This window comes from Marinitoga okinawensis (assembly GCF_055387075.1).
Map to the genome: position 1 here is coordinate 778,361 of NZ_AP042422.1, position 20,214 is coordinate 798,574.

The 20,214-nt window shown below is 27.3% G+C and carries 17 protein-coding genes; 13 read left to right on the forward strand and 4 right to left on the reverse strand.

The window, feature by feature from the left end; all coding sequences use genetic code 11:
• Nucleotides 1–158: 158 nt before the first annotated feature.
• Entirely contained in the window at nt 159–1,835 is a 1,677-nt protein-coding gene (locus ACZ5CK_RS03875; RefSeq protein ID WP_464582949.1) for an ABC transporter ATP-binding protein, read from the forward strand.
• A gap of 1 nt (nt 1,836) precedes the next feature.
• Complete coding sequence (locus ACZ5CK_RS03880) at nt 1,837–3,759, forward strand: ABC transporter ATP-binding protein (RefSeq protein ID WP_464582586.1); 1,923 nt, start codon at nt 1,837–1,839, stop codon at nt 3,757–3,759.
• Nucleotides 3,760–3,780: 21 nt separating this feature from the next.
• Here ACZ5CK_RS03880 and ACZ5CK_RS03885 read toward each other — a convergent pair whose 3' ends face one another.
• The 3 genes from ACZ5CK_RS03885 to ACZ5CK_RS03895 are packed head-to-tail and all read right to left on the reverse strand — an operon-like array spanning nt 3,781 to nt 6,754.
• The gene (locus ACZ5CK_RS03885) at nt 3,781–4,611 is read right to left on the reverse strand and encodes a carbohydrate ABC transporter permease (protein WP_464582587.1); all 831 of its coding nucleotides are present in this window, start codon (nt 4,609–4,611) and stop codon (nt 3,781–3,783) included.
• A complete protein-coding gene (locus ACZ5CK_RS03890) occupies nt 4,608–5,483 on the reverse strand; it encodes a carbohydrate ABC transporter permease (protein ID WP_464582588.1) in 876 nt (291 codons plus the stop codon). The genes ACZ5CK_RS03885 and ACZ5CK_RS03890 overlap by 4 nt, the downstream gene beginning before the upstream one ends.
• 8 nt (nt 5,484–5,491) lie before the next feature.
• The gene (locus ACZ5CK_RS03895; protein WP_464582589.1) at nt 5,492–6,754 is read right to left on the reverse strand and encodes an ABC transporter substrate-binding protein; all 1,263 of its coding nucleotides are present in this window, start codon (nt 6,752–6,754) and stop codon (nt 5,492–5,494) included.
• 399 nt (nt 6,755–7,153) lie between these two features.
• On the opposite strand from ACZ5CK_RS03895, the gene ACZ5CK_RS03900 reads away from it, so the two are divergent.
• The 7 genes from ACZ5CK_RS03900 (at nt 7,154) to ACZ5CK_RS03930 (ending at nt 14,616) form a co-directional block, all read left to right on the forward strand.
• The gene (locus ACZ5CK_RS03900) at nt 7,154–8,956 is read left to right on the forward strand and encodes a TIGR03960 family B12-binding radical SAM protein (protein WP_464582590.1); all 1,803 of its coding nucleotides are present in this window, start codon (nt 7,154–7,156) and stop codon (nt 8,954–8,956) included.
• The gene (locus ACZ5CK_RS03905) at nt 8,953–9,711 is read left to right on the forward strand and encodes an inositol monophosphatase family protein (protein WP_464582591.1); all 759 of its coding nucleotides are present in this window, start codon (nt 8,953–8,955) and stop codon (nt 9,709–9,711) included. Before ACZ5CK_RS03900 ends, ACZ5CK_RS03905 begins: the two co-directional genes overlap by 4 nt.
• Nucleotides 9,712–9,744: 33 nt before the next feature.
• Complete coding sequence (locus ACZ5CK_RS03910; protein ID WP_464582592.1) at nt 9,745–10,818, forward strand: glucose-1-phosphate thymidylyltransferase; 1,074 nt, start codon at nt 9,745–9,747, stop codon at nt 10,816–10,818.
• A 12-nt stretch (nt 10,819–10,830) separates the two neighbouring features.
• Nucleotides 10,831–11,856 carry an alpha-amylase family glycosyl hydrolase gene (locus ACZ5CK_RS03915; RefSeq protein WP_464582593.1) on the forward strand — a complete coding sequence of 342 codons (1,026 nt, stop codon included), beginning with the start codon at nt 10,831–10,833 and terminating at the stop codon, nt 11,854–11,856.
• A gap of 10 nt (nt 11,857–11,866) precedes the next feature.
• A complete protein-coding gene (locus tag ACZ5CK_RS03920) occupies nt 11,867–12,481 on the forward strand; it encodes a hypothetical protein (RefSeq protein WP_464582594.1) in 615 nt (204 codons plus the stop codon).
• Nucleotides 12,482–12,749: 268 nt separating this feature from the next.
• Nucleotides 12,750–13,565 carry a 3-deoxy-7-phosphoheptulonate synthase gene (gene aroF, locus ACZ5CK_RS03925; protein ID WP_464582595.1) on the forward strand — a complete coding sequence of 272 codons (816 nt, stop codon included), beginning with the start codon at nt 12,750–12,752 and terminating at the stop codon, nt 13,563–13,565.
• A 19-nt stretch (nt 13,566–13,584) separates the two neighbouring features.
• Complete coding sequence (locus tag ACZ5CK_RS03930; RefSeq protein ID WP_464582596.1) at nt 13,585–14,616, forward strand: L-Ala-D/L-Glu epimerase; 1,032 nt, start codon at nt 13,585–13,587, stop codon at nt 14,614–14,616.
• Nucleotides 14,617–14,647: 31 nt separating this feature from the next.
• On the opposite strand, the gene ACZ5CK_RS03935 is transcribed toward ACZ5CK_RS03930, so the two are convergent.
• Nucleotides 14,648–15,307, reverse strand: coding sequence for a class II glutamine amidotransferase (locus ACZ5CK_RS03935; RefSeq protein WP_464582597.1), 660 nt, complete (start codon nt 15,305–15,307; stop codon nt 14,648–14,650).
• A 217-nt stretch (nt 15,308–15,524) separates the two neighbouring features.
• On the opposite strand from ACZ5CK_RS03935, the gene ACZ5CK_RS03940 reads away from it, so the two are divergent.
• The 4 genes from ACZ5CK_RS03940 to ACZ5CK_RS03955 are packed head-to-tail and all read left to right on the forward strand — an operon-like array spanning nt 15,525 to nt 20,138.
• Complete coding sequence (locus ACZ5CK_RS03940) at nt 15,525–16,247, forward strand: D-alanyl-D-alanine carboxypeptidase (RefSeq protein ID WP_464582598.1); 723 nt, start codon at nt 15,525–15,527, stop codon at nt 16,245–16,247.
• Nucleotides 16,248–16,264: 17 nt separating this feature from the next.
• Nucleotides 16,265–17,428, forward strand: a complete 1,164-nt coding sequence (gene lysA / locus ACZ5CK_RS03945; RefSeq protein WP_464582599.1) for a diaminopimelate decarboxylase — start codon at nt 16,265–16,267, stop codon at nt 17,426–17,428.
• An 18-nt stretch (nt 17,429–17,446) separates the two neighbouring features.
• Nucleotides 17,447–18,253 (forward strand): L,D-transpeptidase, encoded by an 807-nt coding sequence (locus ACZ5CK_RS03950; protein ID WP_464582600.1) that lies wholly within the window; start codon nt 17,447–17,449, stop codon nt 18,251–18,253.
• Nucleotides 18,254–18,278: 25 nt separating this feature from the next.
• Nucleotides 18,279–20,138, forward strand: a complete 1,860-nt coding sequence (locus ACZ5CK_RS03955) for an ABC transporter substrate-binding protein (RefSeq protein ID WP_464582601.1) — start codon at nt 18,279–18,281, stop codon at nt 20,136–20,138.
• Nucleotides 20,139–20,214 lie beyond the last annotated feature (76 nt).

Below are 20,214 nucleotides of genomic sequence, written 5' to 3' on the forward strand. Positions count from 1 at the left end.
AGAATTTCCTCCTTAAAAGTATTTCATTTAATAATTCTTTGTATATTGATTTTTTTCCTTAAAAATGCTAAAATTGTTAGTAAGGCAAACGAAATGGGGGTGTTAATATAATAAAGGAATTTATTAAAAAAAATTGGTGGAGATATCTGATAGGTATAATTTTTTTATTAGGTATAGATTATATGCAAATTTTTATACCTAAACAAATAGGTACAATTATGGATGACTTAAAAATATTTAAAAATTATGATGTTATAAAGACATCTATAGTTTCTATTTTGATTATAGCTTTTTCTATAATGATAGGTAGATTTATATGGAGGTTTTTTATTTTTGGAACTTCAAGATTATTTGAATTTAAAACGGCGAATAAAATATTTTCTCATATTTTAAATCAATCATATGATTTTTATGATAAATGGAGAACTGGCGATTTAATGACTAGATTTACAGAAGATTTGAATGCTGTTAGAATGGCTATGGGGCCTGCTATAGTTATGATTATAGATACATTATTTATGTCAACAATTACTATTATAGCTATGATAAAATTTGTTAATCCTAAGCTTACTATTTATTCTCTAATACCGTTGCCAATAATAGGATTAATTACATTATCATTTGGTAAATTAATCAGAAAATTATTCAAAAATTTACAAAAGACAATATCAGATTTATCTGATCATACAGAAGAAAGTTATGCTGGTATTCATGTAGTAAAAGTATTTTCATTAGAAAATACTATGAAAAAAAGATTTAATGAAAGATCTCAAAAATACTATAATGCTCAAATGAAATTAATAAAAACCTGGGGACTAATGCATCCTTTAATACAATTTTTTGCTTCATTATCAGGTGTGTTAGCTGTATATTTTGGAGGAAAAATGGTTATAAACGAAGAAATAACTTTTGGACAATTGGTGATGTTTTATTCTTATATAGGAATGTTAGTATGGCCTATGATGGCAGTTGGATGGGTTGTTAATGTTATACAAAGAGGAAAGGCATCTTATCAAAGGTTAATGGAAATAATGAATTCTATTTCTAGCGTAAAAGAGCCCAAAGAAGTAGATACAAAATATAATTTTAAAGGAAATATTGAAATTAACAATTTGAATTTTAAATATCCAAATACAGAAAAATATGCTTTGAAAAACATTAATATGAAAATACATTCAGGAGAAATGGTGGCTTTTGTAGGTAAAATAGGTTCTGGAAAATCAACATTACCAAAATTATTATTAAAATTTTATCCTGTAGAAAATAATACTATTTTTATTGATGGAATTGACATAAATAAATTACACTCTAAAATAATACGAGAAAATATTGCATATGTTCCTCAGGAATCGTTTTTGTTTTCTATGGCAATAGAAGATAATATAAGCTTTGCTCATCCTGAAGAAGTAGAAAAAGCTCCAGAATTTGCAAAAATTGCTAATGTTCATGAAGATATATTAGAATTGCCAGAAAAATATAAAACATTAGTTGGAGAACGCGGTGTAACCTTATCTGGAGGTCAAAAACAAAGGGTTTCAATAGCACGAGCTTTAGCTAAAAATGCACCTTTTATAATACTTGATGATTGTTTATCAGCTGTTGACACCGAGACGGAAGAAGCTATTATAAACAATTTAAGAAATAATGTTATTAATAAAACTATGATAGTTATTTCTCATAGATTAAAAGCAGTAAGAAATGCAGATAAAATATATGTATTTGATGATGGAAAAATAATAGAAAGTGGGACTCACAAAGAATTATTAGCATTAGAAGGTGTATACTATGGAATGTATATGAAACAGCTAATTGAAGAAAAGCTTGAGGAGGAGTAATATGAGAACTGCACATACAGATATACTAAAAGAAGAAAATCAAAGAAGCGTATCTAATATAAAAATATTTTCTATGTTGTGGAATTATATAAAAAAATATTATATAATTTTAATTCTTTCTTTTGCTTTTTTATTTTCATCAACAGTTGTAGATTTAACAATACCTTCAGTTATGAGATATGTTATAGATAATGTAATAAATTCAACATATAAATTCGAGCTAAAAGATAATCAATTTGTTCCGTCGCCAGAAGGTGAATATGTTTTAAAAAATATAAATGATCAATATTATATGACAAAAGGTACTGAAAAAATATCAGTAAAAAAAGAATTTGTAGAAAAAATAAAAACAAAAGCTCTTAAAGATATATATAAATATTCTCTAATAATAATTTCGTTGTTTATGGGACAGTTTTTGTTTAATTATGGTCAAGTTATTTTTTCAAATTTATTAGGTCAAAAAGTAATATATGATATAAGAGATGAATTATATTCACATTTATTGAGTGTTCCATTGGATTTTTTTACAAAAAATCCAACAGGGAAAATTACTACAAGAACGGTAAACGATACTCAAAATTTATCTCAGTTTTTTACTGATGTTTTAACAAGTTTAACAAAAGATATAGCGATAATTATAGGTGTAATAATTGTAATGTTTAAAATGAATATCAGACTATCTTTTTATGTAATTATGATGTTTCCCTTAATTGCCATTTCAACATGGATATTTGGGAAAATAGACAAAAAAATATATTCAAGGACAAGAACACGTATTTCTGCAACAAATTCCTTTTTAGCTGAAAATATAGCTGGAGCTAATGTTACTAAGGCATTTAATCAGGAGCAAAGAAAAAGAAATGAATTTTATGATTTAAGTCATAAATTGTATAAGTCCAGAATGCAACAAATTATATTAAATGGGTTATTTAGACCGCTAATGAATGTTATGTATTATATAACAATTTCTATACTTTTTTGGTTTGGGGCGAAATTATTTAATCAAAATATAGTGTCTTTTGGAATATTAGTAGCTTTTACATCATATATAGATATGTTTTTTAGACCATTATTTGATATAGCAGAAAAATACGATATATTACAAAATGCATTTGCATCTGCTGAGAAGATATTTAGATTAAAAAATATCGAGCAGGAAGATTTTGGGAAAGGAATATATAAAGAAATAAATGAGGGTAGTATAGAATTTAAAAATGTAACATTTGCATATGAAAAAGATAATTATATTTTGAAAAATGTGTCTTTTAAAATAGATGGAAAAGAAAATATAGCGATAGTGGGAGAAACTGGTTCTGGAAAGACAACTATTATTAAATTAATAAATGGACTATATCGTCCTCAACAAGGGGAGATATTAATAGATGGCAAAGATTTAAATGATTATGATTTACATTTGTTAAGAAGGCAAATTGCTGTTGTACCTCAAGATGTTTTTCTGTTTACAGGTACAATTTTAGATAACATCAGAATATTTGATAAAAATATTTCTGAAGAGGAAGTTATTCAGGCGGCAAAACAAGTTTATGCACATGAAATGATAGAAAAATTTCCTGATAGATATTATACAAAAATATTAGAAAGAGGAAGTACATTATCTGCTGGTGAAAGGCAACTAATTGCTTTAGCAAGGGCAGTAATATTTAAATCTAAAATAATAATATTGGATGAAGCTACAGCAAATATTGATGTTGAAACAGAATATTTAATACAAAAAGCAATGGAAAATTTAATTGGAAAAGTTACAATATTGTCTATAGCTCATAGATTATCTACAATAAAAACAGCAAATAGAATATTAGTGGTTCATAAAGGAAGAGTAGTAGAAGAAGGTACTCATAATGATTTAATGCAAAAAAAAGGAATATATTATGATTTATACAAATTACAATACGAAACTCAATAGCTATTAAGCTATTGAGTTTTTTTAGTCTTTGAGACTTCCTTGGGTTAATCCGGCAATAATATATTTTTGCGCTGCGGCAAAAACAATAATAGTTGGTAGTAAAGCCACAACAATTCCTGCAGCTAAAACATTCCATTGAACTCCTGCTTTTGAAACAATAGAATACAATCCAACAGGAACAGTGTATTTGTTAGAGGTATTTAAAAACATTACAGCTGTAAATAATTCATTCCAATTATTTACAAAAGAAAAACTAAGAATAGCTGAAAGTCCAGGTAGCATTAATGGAATGGTAATTTTAAATAACGATTGTATTTCATTACAACCATCAATTAAAGCAGCTTCTTCTATACTTTTTGGGATTCTATCAAAAAAACCTCTTGCCATTATAGTACTAAATGCTGCACCAAAGCCACTATAAACAATAACTATACTTATTAATTTATTTATAAGATGAAAATTAGAAAACATAACATATTGTGGAACCATTATTAGATAAGAAGGAATCATTTGAGAAAAAAATAAGAATAAAATAATAACATACCTTCCTTTAAATTCTTTTCGTGAAAGGATATAACCACTTAACATAGCGAAAATTGTTGATATAAATGAAGCTAAAAAAGAAACAAAAATACTATTAGAAAAATATTGTTTAAAATTTACAAATTCAAATAATTTCTTATAACCATAAAAAGTAGGATTAATGGTCCAATATTTTATTGGAAAAGTATATAATTCATATGTTGGTTTTAAGGAAGTTAATATAATCCAATATAAAGGAAATAATGCAAATATTAGAAAAAAAGTAAGTAAAATAATTCTTATAATTTTAGGGATTGTTTTTTTCTTCATATAGAGAACTCCTTTTTAGAAGTTAATTTTAAATACATTAATGTATAAATTAAAAGTATTAAAACTATGATAACTCCGTGCGCTGCAGCCTTACTATAATTGGATTCATAAAAAACAGTGTTTATCATTTTTACGGATAATATTTCAGTACTTCCCGCAGGTCCTCCTCTAGTCATACCATAAATAATATCTGGAAAATTCATAACCCATATAATTCTTAATAAAATAGTATTTATTAAAGTAGGTTTAATATATGGAATAGTAATTTTAAAAAGTTTGGTAAAATATCCAGCTCCATCAATTTCTGCAGCTTCATATAAAGAAGTTGGAATTGACTGTAAAGCTGCTAAAATCATAATAGCAAAAAATGGAATTCCATACCATACATTTACAAGAATAACAGAAAACATAGCCAATGATGGATCGGATAAAAAATTAATTCCTTCATTAATAATGCCTATCTTCATTAATATATCATTTATAACTCCAAATTGTCCATTTAAAAGCCATGACCAAATTAAACCAATTGCAAAACCAGATATAGCCCATGGATAAAATACCAATCCTGCATATATTCCTCTTCCTTTAAAAGGCTCTTTCATTAATAAAGCTAAAATAAAGCCAAAAATTAATTGAAAAAGAACCGAGAAAAAAATCCACTTAATGGTATTCCACACAACATCCATATAAAAAAAATCCTCAAATATTTCTTTAAAGTTTTCAAAACCAACCCATTGAATATTATTAAAATTAAAAACAGAGTAATTTTTAAAAGAGAGCAATACCCCACTAATAGTGGGGTATAATATAATAAAAGAAATTAATAATAATGTAGGTAACAACATAAATAAAATAAATCTATTTTGCTTCATCTAATCACCTATTTAATTCCAGCTTTTTTCCAGAAGTCTGTCCATTCTTTTAAACATCTTACAACAGATAATTTTCCAAGTAATACTTGCTGCATAGTTTTTTCCTGAAATTCATTCCATTTTCCCCAATTTTTATTATCTAAAGGATATTGGGTAAATTGATAATGTGTTTTATCTTCAAACATTTTAGTCCATCCTTCAAAAATATAAGAGCTAAAATATGAATCATATTTATAAACAGATTTTAAAATTGGTAAAGCACCATATGCTTTACTCCAATAACCATTTATCTCGGCAGAACTTACAAATTTTATAAATTTCCAGGCTAAATCTTTATGTTTAGAATAAGTTGGAATTCCCCAACCAACAAAACCAAATGAAGGATAAGCTTTTCCGCTTACACCAACAGGTAATGGAGCAGTTTTATATTGACCTGGTTTTAACATTTCATTTAGCATACCTGTGGTATCTGGATCCTGGAAAAGAAGAGGAGTTATTCCAGAAACAAATGCATTAACTTGCTCATCCCAACCCCAGTTAATAGAATCTTTAGGTGATGTATCTTTATATAAATTCACATAAAAGGTTAATGCTTCCACAGCTCTTGGATCTTCAAAAATAATCTTACCAGATTTTGTTAAATACATATTATTAGGATCAATATCATCAAAGAAAGAAGTTACAACTGCATCTATAAATGATGTTGGATAACCTTTTCCTCTAAAAGCAAAGCCATATTGATTTTTTCCTGATTCTGTTAATTTTTTACCCATATCATATAATTCTTTCATGGTTTTAGGATATTCGTTAAATCCATATTTTTTTAACACATCAGGTCTATAAAATAAAGCTTTTGCAAATAAACCATGAGGTAATAAGTAAGGTGTGTCATGATAAATACTTGCAGCTTCTAAAATTCCATCAATTAAATCTTCTTTTTCTGGCCAGGAATTAATATAAGGAGTTAAATCTTCTAATTTTCCCATAGCTGCTAATGTGCTTAAATTCCAATCACCTATTTCTACAATATCAAGAGGTTGTTCTGTACTAACCATTAAATTAATTTTTTGATAAGCTGTTTCATATGGTGGAGAAATAACATTAATTTTGACACCAGGATTTAATGTTTCAAACATTTCAATAATTTTATTCAATGTTGGAGTTCTCCACGGACTTGAAAATGCTTCAACAAGATTTAAAGTGACAACATCATCTGAAAAAATCATTAACGAACTCAAAACCAATACCAATAATAAAATAAACTTTTTCATAAACTTCCCCCCTTAAAATTATATTAGATACAAAAATATTATATCATATTTTGCATAGAAATTAATAGTATATTAAAAAGAACGAATTTCATGATTGTCCAAAAAGTAAAAAAAGAAACGAAGACTCGAAGATTGCCTTTAAAAATTATGAATGAAAGCCGTCAAAAAAACAGGATGTTTTTTTGAGTGAAGCTTTTGCATGGAAGCAAAATCTGAACGACGGCTGAGAATGAATAATTTTTAAAGATATGCAATCAAGCTGTCTGAGTGATTTTGTCTTTTTGGACTATCTAAATAAATTTCTTTGGACAACTTAATTATAATTATAAATTTACATATAGTAAAAACAATTGTGATATACTTAAACATAAAATAATAGTTTGTTTGGGAGGAAATTTAATGAATATAGGTAAATGGTTATTTTCAAGTGGAGTATTGCATAGAGTCAGAAAACCAGCAAGATATATTGGTGGAGAATATAATGATATAATAAAAAAACCAAAAAATAAAATAAGAATTGGATTAATGTTTCCTGATTTATATGAAGTAGGTATGTCCCACACAGGATTTCAAATATTATTTCACGCATTTAATTTAAAGGAAAATGTTTTTGCAGAAAGAATATTTTTACCCTGGAAAGATATGATAACAGAAATGAAAAATGCAAATATACCATTATACACATTAGAAACATATACACCAATAAATGAATTAGATTTAATTGGAATAACTCTTCAATATGAATTATCATATACAAACATTATTCATGCACTTAAATTAGCTAAAATACCAATATATTCAAAAGATAGATCTGAAAATAATCCGATAATCATAGCAGGTGGTCCAAGTGCATCAAATCCAGAACCAATAGCAGATTTTATTGATGCTTTTTATAATGGTGATGGTGAAGTTGTTATAGATGATATAATTAAAATATTATCTTCGGATAAAACTAGAGAAGAAAAGATAAAAGATTTACATAATACAGAAGGTTTTTATGTACCTAAATATTATGAATTAAAAGAAAATGGAGCGGGTTTTGTAGTTCCTAATTATGAAAAACGCATAAAGATTAGAAAAATAAAAGATTTAAATAATGCAGAATTTCCAATAAATCAAATTGTGCCAAAAATAAGAACTATACATAATAGAGCTATTGTAGAAATAATGAGAGGTTGTAATAGAGGGTGTAGATTTTGTCATGCTGGTTTTTACTATCGTCCTGTTCGTGAAAGAACGGCTAATGAAATAATTAAACTATCTTTAGAAACTCTTGAAAAAACAGGATACAATGAATTATCATTATTATCATTAAGTACATTAGATTACAGTGATTTAGAGACAGTTTTAAATAAATTAGAGCCATTTTTAAAAGAAAACAGAATATCAATATCTTTACCTTCTAGCCGAGTTGATAAATTTGGGTTAGAAATAGGAAGCAAAATATCTGGTGCAAGGAAAACAGGATTAACCTTTGCTCCGGAGGCTGGTTCCCAGAGATTAAGAGACGTAATTAATAAAAATATTACTGAAAAAGAGATACTCGATGTGGCTGAATATGCGAAAAAATCTGGTTGGAGAAGAATAAAATTATATTTTATGATAGGTCTTCCAAATGAGACAGAAGAAGACGTTAAGGCAATAGTAGAATTAACAAAAAAAATTAAGCAAAAAACGAAAATAAAAGATATAACAGTAAATGTTTCTATATTTATACCAAAACCACATACTCCTTTTGAAAAAGAACGATTTTATCAACCTAAAGAAATAAAAGAAAAGATAAAAATATTAAATGAGGTAAGAAAAATTGCTAAATTAAAAGTTCATGACCCATATGTAAGTTTAATTGAAGCTTTGCTTTCCAGAGGCGATAGAAAAATATCAGAATTGATATATAAAGTTGCATTAGAAGAAAATGCAATATTTGACGAATGGGATGAAGAATTTGATTTTAGAAAATGGGCTAGAAAAATAAATGAATTGGAAATAGATACACAGAAATATCTTGGGAAATTAGAAACAAATGATTTACCATGGAAGATAATTGATATTTTGATTAAGGATGAATTTATTAATAATGAAATAGAAAATTCAAAGATTGAAAAAACAATAGATGATTGTAGATGGAGTGTTTGTACATTATGTGGAGTTTGTATAAAAACAGGATTAAATAATGTTATAGCAAAGCAGGTGAAAAAATGAGTGAATTTGACTATTTAAAAGAAAAAGTTATAGAAGTAGGTAAAAATCTTTTAGAATGGCGAAAAAAAGAATTTACCATTTCTAGTAAATCATCCAAACATGATTTAGTTACATCCTTGGATTTAAGAGTTCAAGAATTTTTATACAATTCATTATCACAAAAATTTCCTGAAATAGGTTTTTTAGGTGAAGAAAGTGGTATGGATAAAAAACCTTCTACAAAAGGATATTGGGTAATTGATCCAATAGATGGAACAGTGAATTTTTCTAAAATGCTACCGATGTTTTGTATATCTGCAGCATATGTAGAAAATGATGAGCCAAAATATGGTATAATATATGCCCCAGTAATGAATCAAATTATAACAGCGGAAAAAGATAAAGGAGTATTATTGAATGAAGAAAAAGTAGTGCCAAAATGGGCTAAAAATATTGATGATGCTATGATTTCTATGGGGAATATAAGAGGTAAAACATATAAATATTTTGAAGCTTTAGAAACGAAAGTGATGAGATTAAGATTATTAGGGACAGCAGCTTTACAAATAGCTTATGTAGGAACAGGATATTTTGATGCATTTATTTCAGTAAAAGGTAATTCATGGGATGTTGCTGCAGGATATATTATAGTAAAAGAAGCTGGTGGAATAATAACAGATTATAATGGTAATCCATCAAACATATTTAACAAAAAGAATATATATTCTAATCCATACATACATGAAGAATTAATAAAAATAATAAAATCTATTTAATTTAAGAATATTTATTTTAACGGGGGTGAAGTTGTGAAAGCTTTAATATTATGTGCTGGTAAAGGTACAAGATTAAGACCATTAACATTTACTAATGCAAAGCCATTAATTCCTATAGCTAATAAACCAACTATTGTATACAGTTTGGAAATGATTAAAGAAGCAGGAATTAATGAAGTTGGAATAGTGGTTAATCCAGATAACAAAAGAGATTTTGAACAAACACTAGGTAATGGATCTCAATTGGGATTAGAAATTACTTATATCGTTCAGGAAGAACCAAAAGGATTAGCTCATGCAGTGTCTATTTCTGAAGAATTTCTAAAAAATGATGAATTTTTAATGTATTTAGGAGATAATTTAGTTACTGTAGATTTAGGAAAGTTTATAAAAGATTTTAATAATAAAGATATGGATTCATTTATTTTATTAACACCAGTAGAAGATCCATCAAGATTTGGTATAGCTATAATAGAGGATGGCCAGGTAAAAAAAGTTGTGGAAAAGCCAAAAGAACCACCATCGAATTTAGCTATAATAGGTGTATATATTTTCAAACCAATAATTTTTGAAGCTATTAAAAATATAAAACCATCATGGAGAGGCGAATTAGAAATCACAGATGCTATTCAATGGTTACTTGAAAATGATAAAAACGTTGGAGCACATATAGTATATGGCTGGTGGAAAGATACAGGAAAGCCAGAAGATTTAATAGAAGCAAATAGAAAAATATTAGAACAATTAAAAGAAAGTAAGAATGAAGGAATAGTTTATGAGAATTCTACCATCCATGGAAATGTAATAATAGGCAAAGGATCTAGAATACTTAATAGCGTTATTAGAGGTCCTATAATAATAGGAGAAAATGTTTTAATTTCTGATGCATATATAGGTCCTTATACAAGTATAGGTTCTAATGTTACAATTGAAAATGCAGAAATAGAAAATTCAATAATATTAGATAGTGCAACTATTGCTCATCTTGACACAAGGTTAGATTCAAGTGTTATTGGAGCAAATGCAACGGTTGTTCATTCTGACAGAAAACCTAAAACAATAAAATTAGTAGTAGGAGATTATTCAAAAATAGAAATTCCTAAATAGGGGATGAGTTAATTGTTAGAAAAATTAAAAGAACTATGGAATGAAGTATATTCAGATGCAAATGAAGATAAATTAGAAGAACTAATTGATTATATTAAAAAGGAAAAAGAAATTTTTAGTGAAGAGAAAATAGATAAAAATTGGTATAAGAAAGCTGTAATATATTCACTATATGTGGATTTATATGCGGGTAATTTTAAAAAGTTAACCTCAAAAATTCAATATCTAGCGGAACTTGGAATAAATACCATCTGGCTTTTGCCGGTATTAGATTCCCCCTTAATGGACCAAGGTTTTGATATTAGTGATTATTATAAAATAAGAGAAGATTTAGGTACAAATGAAGAATTTAAAAATTTTTTAGATATAGCTCATAAAAATGGTATTAAAGTAATATTTGATATTGCAATAAACCATACATCCAATGAACATCCTTGGTTTAAATCAGCTAAAAGCTCAAAAGATTCTCCATATAGAGATTATTATATTTGGAGCGAAGATACAAATAAATATAAAGAAGCAAGATTATTATTTAAAGGAATGGTAAATAGTAATTGGGAATATAATGAAGAAACTGAAGATTATTATTTTCATAGATTTTATCCGTTTCAACCAGATTTAAATTATAAGAATCCAGAAGTATTAATAGAAATGATAAAGGTTCTAATATTTTGGAAAAAAATGGGTGTAGATGGTTTTAGAATGGATGCTGCTCCGTTTTTATGGAAAGAAGAAGGTACAAATTGCGAAAACTTACCTCAAACTCATAAAATACTAAAAATATTTAGATTAGTATTAGATTATATTCAAGAAGGAAGTATTTTGGTTGCAGAGGCTAATTTAAGGCCCAATGATGTAGTTGAATATTTTGGTGCTGGAGACGAATGTCATGCAGGATATCATTTCCCATTAATGCCAAAGTTTTTTTTAACAGTGGCAGAAAAAGATTATTCTCATATTTTAGAAACTTTGAAAGTAGAAAATACCCCAGAAATACCCGAAAGTTGTAGATGGTTTACTTTCTTAAAGATGTCATGATGAATTGACTTTGGAGTTTGTAAGTGAAGAAGAAAGAAAGAAAATGAATCAATACTATTTAAAAGATCCACTATGGACATTTAGAAAAGGTGAAGGAATATCAGGAAGATTATATGAATTAATGGATAGGGATATTAGAAAGTTATTATTATCTTTCTCAATGTTATTTACAACGGAGGGGTCTCCTATAATCTATTACGGAGATGAATTAGCTCTTGAAAATGATTATGATTTCTATAATAAAATGGTTGAAAAAACAGGATTTAAAGATTCAAGATTCTTAAATAGGGGGCCTATAAATTGGGATTATGTAGAAAGTAAATTAAAAGATGAAAGTTCAAAAGAATATGTAGTATACAATGAAATAAAAAAGATGTTGAAGATCAGAAATAAATATATAGAATTTTTTGAACAAAAAGGAGAAGTTATACCTGTAAAAGATAAATCACTATATGTAGTTAAAAAGAGATTAAAAGATAAAATGTTATGGGCATTTCATAATTTGACTAATCAAAATAAAGAGGTAAATTTAAAAAAAGATGGATTGGAATTATTTGAAGATAGTAAAATCCAAAAATTAAAATTAAAACCATATGAATACAAATGGGTATTATTTACAATCTGAGTCTGTATAAAATACACACTCAGATTTTGGACAAATTTTATATTAAAATACAAAGTATTTTCAAAATTTAATATATCTGCTTTCATCCATATTTTTTGTGAAATTTCAAAAATTCTCTCGTATCATTTATATATGTTTTATTTTGTCAACAGTTTGAAGTCTGCGTTAATACGCAGACTTTTTTAATTATAGTGTATGAAAGTTTTTAATAAAAAATGTTATAATTAAAATATCAATAATATGAGTAATCCTGGAGGCTGAATTAAAGGTGGACATAAAGCTAGTTGCAAGAAAAAATAATGAAAACACAATAATAGACTTAAAAAATACAAAAATAGGAGAAGGATTTTTTACAATAATTGCTGGACCATGTTCTGTTGAAAATAAAGAAGTAATAAATGAAATAGCACATTTTCTTTCTGAGTTAGGAATAAAAATAATGCGTGGAGGGGTTTTTAAACCACGAACATCGCCATATTCTTTCCAAGGTTTGGGGAAAAAGGGGTTGGAATATTTAAAGTTAGCTGCTGAAAAGTATAATTTAAAGATAATTACAGAAGCATTAGATGAGGATAGTTTAAGGTTGGTGAATGAATGCGCAGATATTATTCAAATAGGTTCGAGAAATGCACAGAATTATGGATTGCTGCGTAAAGTTGGAAAACTAAATAAACCTGTTCTATTAAAAAGAGGTTTTATGATGACGATAGAAGAATTCTTATATTCGGCAGAATATATAGCTTATGAGGGTAATAAAAACATTATATTATGTGAACGGGGTATAAGAACATTTGAAACAAAAACCAGGAATACACTTGATATTTCAGCAATTCCAATATTAAAAAAAGAAACGCACTTACCGATAATTATAGATCCAAGTCATGCTGCTGGGAGAAGAGATATTATACCATATTTAATAAAAGCCTCATTAGCAGTTGGATCCCACGGCGTTATGGTTGAAATACATCCTCAACCAGAAAAAGCATTATCTGATGGAAAACAAAGCATGAAGTTCAAAGAATTTGAAAAAACAATAAAAGAGATAAGGGAATTAGCGGATGTATTGGAGGTTAAAATAAAATAAATTTTCAGGGAGGGATAGTATGGGGACAATAAAAAAAATTAGTTTTGAATTAAAACAGTATGATTATCACAAACCATTTCATATTACAGGTAATATATCCACCAAAGCAACAAATATAGAAATATGTATAGAACTCGATAATGGAATAAAAGGTTATGGTGAAGCATCCCCTTCATTTAGAGTTAATGGAGAAAAAATAGAATCTTTGATGATGCTTCAAAATTCAGTAAATGAAATGTTAAAAGGATTAGATGTAAAGAATTATAGAAAAATTTTTGATGTTATGGATAAATTTTTTACATCACCCAGTGTAAAAGCAGGTGTTCAATATGCAGCTTTAGATGCTCTTTCTGAAGAAATAAATGTTCCAGTATATCAAATTTTAGGTGGTTCTAAAAAAGAAATTAAAATAGATAGAACAATTGGTATAGATGAGGTTGATATAATGCAAATGGAAGCTCGTGATTTAATCTTAAAAGGATATGAGGTTATAAAAATAAAAGCAGGAGAAGATCTGAAAAAGGATATAGAAGTAATGGAAAAAATTTATGAAGTTACAAAAGGGGCTAAATATATAGTTGACGTAAATACAGGGTATACACCAAAAGAAGCTATTGAATTTACTAAGGTTTTGTATTCAAAAGGAATAGATTTAGCTTTATTAGAACAACCAGTTCATATGAAGGATTTTGAAGGATTAAAGTATGTTAGATTTAATTCTCCATTTCCAGTAGGAGCAGATGAAGCTATAAAAACTAAATATGATGCTCTTAGGTTAATTAAAGAAGAAGCAGTTGATTTTATAAATATTAAATTAATGAAATCAGGAATATCTGATGCTTTAGCTATTGTTGAAATGGTAAAAGCTGCAAATTTAAAATTAATGATAGGATGTATGGCTGAATCGTCGGTAGGAATAAATCAAAGTGTACATTTATCTCTTGGAACGGGTGCTTTTGAATATCATGATCTCGATTCGCATTTATTAATAAAAGAAGATACATTTAGAGGAAAATTCAAACAAAAAGAAAATAGAATATATATTGATTAATAATGACTCCGGCTCTAAAGTCGGAGTCATTTTATATATTTATTTTATCTATGATTTCTCCATTTTTTATTATAAATAGTTGATTATTTTCAAAAGGGGAAAAGGTTTCATCTATTTTTTCAGAAGTGACTATAACTCCTTTCTCCTCTTCTTTATACCATAAAGTAAAATATTCTTTGTTTTCTTTGTATTTGCATAAAGCATATAAATAGTCATCTTTCATCATCAAAAAGTTGATGCCAGAATATTCATTTTTTTCAGAAAAATTATTTATTTTTTCTTTTAAATCTTCAATATTTTCAAGCGGATATATATAACTAAAATATTCAAAACTATCAGTTCCAAAAATATTTTTAGGATCAATAGATCTTATAGTTCCATTATGACAGAAAAAAGTATCGTCTATTAAATAAGGATGTAATTGAAAAATGTTTTTTCCAAGATGATCAGAAGCTTTTCTTGAATGCATTATCCCCATGTATCCTTTAAAATTATAGTTATTTTCATTAAAAACAGGAGTAATAGATTTATGAAAAAAAACTTCTTTTTTAGAAATTTTTGTAGCAATTCCCCATCCATGATTGTGAGGTGATTTTAGACCGTTTTTTGACATTGTTTTTAGGTGTTCAAAAAGAAAATCTACATTTTTAACCTTTTTTTCTTTGAACGAATATCCAATCATTCTACACATAATTCCCCCCCTGAAATATTCAAATTAAAAAAATATATAAAATTATATCATATTATAAAGAAAAATTAAAACAAAGAAATAGTTGACAATAAAATAAAAAATATGTAAAATATTTATAAGCTTGAAATTAATAAAAATAGTATTATTTTAATTAAAAATAATGAATAAGTTAAAATTAATAAAAAAGATACTTTAAATTATTTTAGAGGTGTATATAATGTTTTTTTTAAAAAAAGAAATAGAAAAATTTGATGGATACAATGGTATTATAATAAAAGATTTTAATAGTGGTAAAGTTATATATGAATACAATAGAGCAAAAAAGTTTATACCTGCATCAGTAACAAAACTTTATACCACATTTTTGGTTTTAGAAATTTTTGGAATAGACTATGAAATAAAAATACCATTATATATTAATAAATCCAAACCATTACATGAAATAATTGAGTATATGATGAAAGTTAGCGATAACGAGATAGCAGAAACATTATTTAGATTATCAGGTGTGAAAAAATACGGAAAAGGTAGTACAGAAAATGCAATTTCAGCATTAAGCTATTATATGTATAAATATTTTGATTTATTAATTGAAAATGATTACATCATAACCGATGGTGCTGGGATATCGAGATATAATCTTGTATCTCCAGAAATTACCGTAAAACTATTAGAATATATGTATAATAAATATAATAAAAAGTTCCTAAATATTCTTGCAAATCCATATACTTATGGAACTCTTGAAGGAAGATTTAATTTTAATGTTTGGGCTAAAACTGGGACGCTTTCTGGAGTATCGTCTCTAGCTGGATTTCTTGAAACTAAAAATAATAACTTTATAGTTTTTTCTCTTTTTGAAAATAATTACGTATATGAAAAAGGATATGGCAAATCTTTTGAAGATAGGGTAATAAATTATATATATAAAAATTTCTAATAAGGTGGAGGTGTTTAATGAAAGATATATTAGAAAAAATAAGAGAAAAATATGGAACACCAACGTATGTATATTTTGAAAAAGAAATAAAAAAAAGAATAGAAATAGTAAAAAATGTTTATAATGGATTAAATATAAAACCGACATTTGCTTTAAAAGCAAATAATAATCCTGTGTTATTAAAAATAATGAAAGGAAACGGTTTTGGAGCTGATATAGTAACATATGGAGAATATAAAGCAGCGGAAATGGCAGGTATTCAAAATGAAAACATAGTATGGAATGGCAATGGGAAAAGTATAGAAGAAATAAATATATTAAAAGATAAAGTAAAATATGTAAATATAGATTCATTTGAAGAGATGCATATATGGAGCAAAATAAAAAGTGAAAATATCGAATTTTTTCTAAGGGTTAATCCTGATATTGATGCTAAAACCCATCCGCATATATCAACGGGATTGAAAAAAAGTAAATTTGGAATTCCACTAGATAAATTAGATGAGTTTATGAAGCGTTTTCCAGATAAAAGAATAAAAGGACTCCATTTTCATATAGGTTCTCAATTGACCGATGTTAATCCATATATTGAAACATATAAAATTGGAAAAGAAATATCAGAGAAATACGGATTTAAAAAAATAAATTTAGGTGGAGGTTGGGGCATAAATTATGATGGTAAGGAATTAGATACAGAAGAATACAAAGAAAAAATTATACCTCTAATAAAAGGTTATGATGAAATATTAGTAGAATTAGGAAGATATATTATGGCTCCTTCGGGAATATTACTATTAACAATTGTAAGGGTTAAAAAAACGGAATTAAAAACATTTGTTGTTACAGATGGTGGAATGAATAACCTGCTGAGACCAGTTTTATATAATGCATATCATGAACCAGTATTCTTAGAATTAACAGATGATGAAGATACAATAGATATTGTAGGACCATTATGTGAAAGTGGAGATAAATTAGTTTGGGATATGAAATCAAAAATTCCTAAAGAAGGATCAATGGTTTATTTGAAGAATTCTGGTGCATATGGATTTTCAATGTCTAATAATTATAATTCTACTTTAAAACCAGCAGAAGTGTTAATTACAGAAAATGGTGACACAAAATTAATAAGGAAAAGGGAAACATATGGGGATCTATATAAAAATATTATTTTGGAATAAAATTTTGGAGGGAAAATAATGAATGAATATTTTTATGATATTATAAATTCATATAGATTAAAAAAAAGTTATAATAAATTTGAGGTTTATGAACCATTTTATAGAGAATTAAAAATAGGAGATAAAGGAATAGATGTATGGCGTTTAAAATATTTATATTCTAGATATCTATATTATCATTATCAAGGGACAGACTACATTATAAATGAAGAATTTGATGAACCATTTTATAATAGTATAAATAGATTTAAAAAAGAATATAATATAAATGAATCCAATATTGGCATAGAAACCATGAAATTAATATTGGAGAAAACACATGAAAATTTTTATTTTTTTGTCGAGGTAGAATTGCCTGATAATAGAAGTAAGTTAGGAAAATTCAAATTATATAATAACAATGGAGATTTGGAATTTTCATGTGATGCAAGAGGAAATGGGCAGCATGATGTAGAAACCATTAAGAGCCAAGCAATGGAAAATGGAGATACACCAATAGGCATATATATAGCTTCATACGAATCAGGAATATTAAAAAATAACATTAGAGATTATGGACCAGCAGGTGTTTTTAGATTATGGTATCCTTTGTATGGTTACGCAACTAAAATATATAAAGTAAATAGAGATGGGATATTAATTCATGGCGGTACTGAAGATGAAAATTTAAGGCGTTCTCATGGCTGTGTGGTAATGCATAATGATAATATATCCAAAGTTCAAAAAATTATGATAGATAAAATAAAACATCCATATCATATGCCAACCAAATATGTAGAACATTATACAGGAGTAGTATTTATAAAAAGATTAATCAATGAATAGCATCATAAACTAAAGGGGGGATAGTATGAAAAAGATTTTGGTAGCCTTATTTACGGTTCTTTTATTAGTATCGGCATTTTCAACGGTTAAAAATCCAGACACACTAGTTAGTCTTGTAGTTGGAGAACCTAACACATTAGACCCGCATAGAGCTTATGATTTATCAAGCGCTGCAGTTATTTATAATGTATATGATACATTACTAGACTACAAAGGTTCAAGTTTAAGTGAATTTGTTCCAAGAATTGCTGAAGAAGTTCCAACTGTTGAAAATGGATTAATTACCGATGGTGGTAAAACTTATAAATTTAAAATCAGAAAAGGGGTTAAATTTCATAGTGGTAATGAATTAACTCCATATGATGTTAAATATTCCTTTATAAGAGGATTAATAGGAAATCCTGGTGGAGGACCTATTTGGATGTATTATGAAGTATTATTTGGCGATTACTTTAGTTTAAAATCAGCAGTTAAAGGATTAACTGGTCATGAATGGTCAGAATTAGTGGATCCAGCAACAAAAGAACCAGTTAACGAAGAAGCAAAACAAATATTAATAGATTTCTTTAAGAAATATATTGATACTAAAATAGAAGTAGATGGAGATTATGTAATATTCCATTTGGCACAACCTAAAGGATATTTCTTAAATGTAATATCTGGTGTATCTTGGGGAGCTATTTTAGATAGTAAAATGGCTAAGGAAATAGGGTTATGGGATGGAAAAGTTGATGGATGGTGGAAATTCCATGACTGGAAAAAAGAAGATTCTCCATTGCATACAAGAGAAATTGGTTCTGGACCATATTATTTGGAAAATTGGGATAAAGCCTCACAAAAGGTAACTTTAAGGGCATTTGATAATTATTGGGCAGGGCCAGCTAAATTAAAGAAAGTAGTTATATGGACAGTAACTGAATGGTCAACAAGAAAAATGATGTTAGAAAGAGGAGATGCAGATGTAATTGTAGCTCCACCAGATATATTACCTCAATTAAAACAAAATAAAGATATTCAAGTAATAGAAGGTATTCCAAGAGCTACAGTAAATCTATATGTATTCAATTGGAGCTTAGATAGTGATTCGCCATATATAGGTAGTGGAAAATTAGATGAAAAGGGTATTCCATTAAATTTCTTTGCAGATAAGAATGTAAGATTGGGATTTATTAGAGCAACAGACTTTAACACTTTGATTAAGGATATAGTTAATGGATATGGTATAGTAGTTCCTGCTATTTTGCCTAAAGGATTTTTAGGATATGATGATTCATTACCAAAACCAAAATTTGATTTAGCAGAGGCAACAAAATACTTTAAGAGGGCATTTAGGGGACAATTGTGGAGAAAAGGATTTAAAATGACATTGATATATAATAATGGAAATCAAACAAGACAAAAAACTTCTGAAATGTTGGCTCAAACCTTAAAACAAATAAATCCTAAATTTAATGTTGATACAAGAGGTGTTCAATGGCCATCTTTCTTAGATGCAAGAAAAAATGGTAAGATGCCTATAATTATGACAGGATGGGTAGCAGATTATCCTGATCCTAATAATTTCATTTATACGTTCTATGATAGTAATGGAAATTATGGAAGATATCAAGGTAAGAAATTTGCTGAATTTGCAAGCAGGCCGCAAGCATTTTTTGGAGGTAAATCATTAAATGAAATGATAGAAGAAGCAACAAAAGAAACCGATCCTAAAAAAAGACAAGAAATATATGTAAAAGTTCAACAATTTGCTATAAGAGAAGGATTAGGAACACCATTATTCCAAACAATAGGATATAGAATTCAAAGAAGTTGGGTAAAAGGTTGGGTGCCAAATCCTATAAGACCAGGTGATAATTATTATGTAATGTGGAAATCAGATGAATAATTAACATTTTGGAAGGCTTTTTGCCTTCCGTTTTTTATTATCAGTTATTGTAAAAGTTTTAGATATGCAAATTAAC

What these genes read in the sequence shown, in the direction of transcription:
- ACZ5CK_RS03880 (WP_464582586.1), top strand. Translation starts at nt 1,837, where the DNA reads ATGAGAACTGCACATACAGATATACTAAAAGAAGAAAATCAAAGAAGC.
- ACZ5CK_RS03885 (WP_464582587.1), bottom strand. Translation starts at nt 4,611, where the DNA reads ATGAAGAAAAAAACAATCCCTAAAATTATAAGAATTATTTTACTTACT.
- ACZ5CK_RS03890 (WP_464582588.1), bottom strand. Translation starts at nt 5,483, where the DNA reads ATGAAGCAAAATAGATTTATTTTATTTATGTTGTTACCTACATTATTA.
- ACZ5CK_RS03895 (WP_464582589.1), bottom strand. Translation starts at nt 6,754, where the DNA reads ATGAAAAAGTTTATTTTATTATTGGTATTGGTTTTGAGTTCGTTAATG.
- ACZ5CK_RS03900 (WP_464582590.1), top strand. Translation starts at nt 7,154, where the DNA reads ATGAATATAGGTAAATGGTTATTTTCAAGTGGAGTATTGCATAGAGTC.
- ACZ5CK_RS03905 (WP_464582591.1), top strand. Translation starts at nt 8,953, where the DNA reads ATGAGTGAATTTGACTATTTAAAAGAAAAAGTTATAGAAGTAGGTAAA.
- ACZ5CK_RS03930 (WP_464582596.1), top strand. Translation starts at nt 13,585, where the DNA reads ATGGGGACAATAAAAAAAATTAGTTTTGAATTAAAACAGTATGATTAT.
- ACZ5CK_RS03935 (WP_464582597.1), bottom strand. Translation starts at nt 15,307, where the DNA reads ATGTGTAGAATGATTGGATATTCGTTCAAAGAAAAAAAGGTTAAAAAT.
- ACZ5CK_RS03940 (WP_464582598.1), top strand. Translation starts at nt 15,525, where the DNA reads ATGTTTTTTTTAAAAAAAGAAATAGAAAAATTTGATGGATACAATGGT.
- lysA (WP_464582599.1), top strand. Translation starts at nt 16,265, where the DNA reads ATGAAAGATATATTAGAAAAAATAAGAGAAAAATATGGAACACCAACG.
- ACZ5CK_RS03950 (WP_464582600.1), top strand. Translation starts at nt 17,447, where the DNA reads ATGAATGAATATTTTTATGATATTATAAATTCATATAGATTAAAAAAA.
- ACZ5CK_RS03955 (WP_464582601.1), top strand. Translation starts at nt 18,279, where the DNA reads ATGAAAAAGATTTTGGTAGCCTTATTTACGGTTCTTTTATTAGTATCG.